General features: G+C 59.2%; 1 protein-coding gene. It reads left to right on the plus strand.

The window, feature by feature from the left end:
• Nucleotides 1-173: 173 nt before the first annotated feature.
• Nucleotides 174-1172 (plus strand): fimbrial protein, encoded by a 999-nt coding sequence (locus AC1DS3_RS38780; protein WP_441632031.1) that lies wholly within the window; start codon nucleotides 174-176, stop codon nucleotides 1170-1172.
• Nucleotides 1173-1261 lie beyond the last annotated feature (89 nt).

Genomic DNA, 1261 nt, shown 5'->3' on the forward strand with positions numbered 1-1261 from the left:
CACATCAGTAGCGTCAAGCGTCCTTTGAAAGAGACACACTCATCAGTAGCGTCAAGCGTCCTTTGAAAGAGACACACTGGGCTTTTCCTTCCGACGCTGGAAACCCTGCGGAAATCAAAATGCCACGAAGAACATCCATTGTTCAAAGAAGCGCCGTGTGTTGCCGGAAAGCAATGCTTGGCTTCACTGCAGCCATCTTTTCGTCTCTTCATCTTTCGGCGGCACAGGCAGCCGGCAGGCCTTGTACGATAGAGGCCACCCCCGGTGGTATGGTCGACTATCTGGAAATCATGCTTCCCGCTTGGAACGCCCCCACTTTTGATCCTGCCGTGCCTGACGGTACGGTTCTCTTCTCGGGTGCCGGGAAAGCATCGGGGCCGGGCGGAAACATCTCCTGTGGTGGGCAATCTATAGGCGTCGCCGACTATAAGGGGAAAGGGCCCGTGGGGCGCTTTAGCACTTATGCCACGCCGGTATCCGGTGTGGGTGTGCGTATCAAAGGCATCGCCAATAACTCCTGGTGGCCGCAAAGCTTTACCTTTACAGGGGCGAACGAAAGTCTCTCCCCAGCCTCGGGACTCGACGTGGAACTGGTCAAAACAGGCCCGATCACGGCGTCGGGGACACTGACTGGCGAAATTGGAGCAACTACGCTGCGCGATCACGGCAACCAGGCAATTCGACGCGTCTTCATCAACGGCTCGCTCGCCATCAGGCCACAGGTGCCGGCATGCAAGGTGACGACGCCTTCCGTCGCTGTGCCGCTTGGCAGGATTCCGACCTACGCGTTCAAGGGCGTTGGCACCACGACAAACAGCCAGCCGTTCGAGATTCGGCTGCAGTGTTCGGGCGGCACGCAGGGCGCGGTCACGCGGATGTATATGACGCTGACTGACGGCAGCAACTGGGCGAATCGGTCCGCCGTGCTGTCCCTGTCGTCGAACTCCAAGGCGTCGGGTATCGGCATCCAGTTACAGCGCGGCACCGACGATAGCGTGATCAGCTATGGCCCCGATTCTTCCCAGAGCAACAATCCGAATCAGTGGTTCGTCGGCCAGTTCGGCAATGACGCCGTGACGATCCCGTTCAAGGCACGGTACATCCAGACCGCATCGCAGGTGACACCGGGTGCGGCGGATGGTCTCGCTACGTTCACGATGAGTTACCAGTGATCACGGCAAGCGGCCGTTGACGGTGGGACTGCCAACGGTCTCGCCCTGCCGCCCTAGTGTCCTAGCGCCCTACCACTCACAATGCCTTT

It is taken from the genome of Cupriavidus sp. 01L46 (assembly GCF_056399905.1).

What these genes read in the sequence shown, in the direction of transcription:
- AC1DS3_RS38780 (WP_441632031.1), top strand. Translation starts at nt 174, where the DNA reads ATGCTTGGCTTCACTGCAGCCATCTTTTCGTCTCTTCATCTTTCGGCG.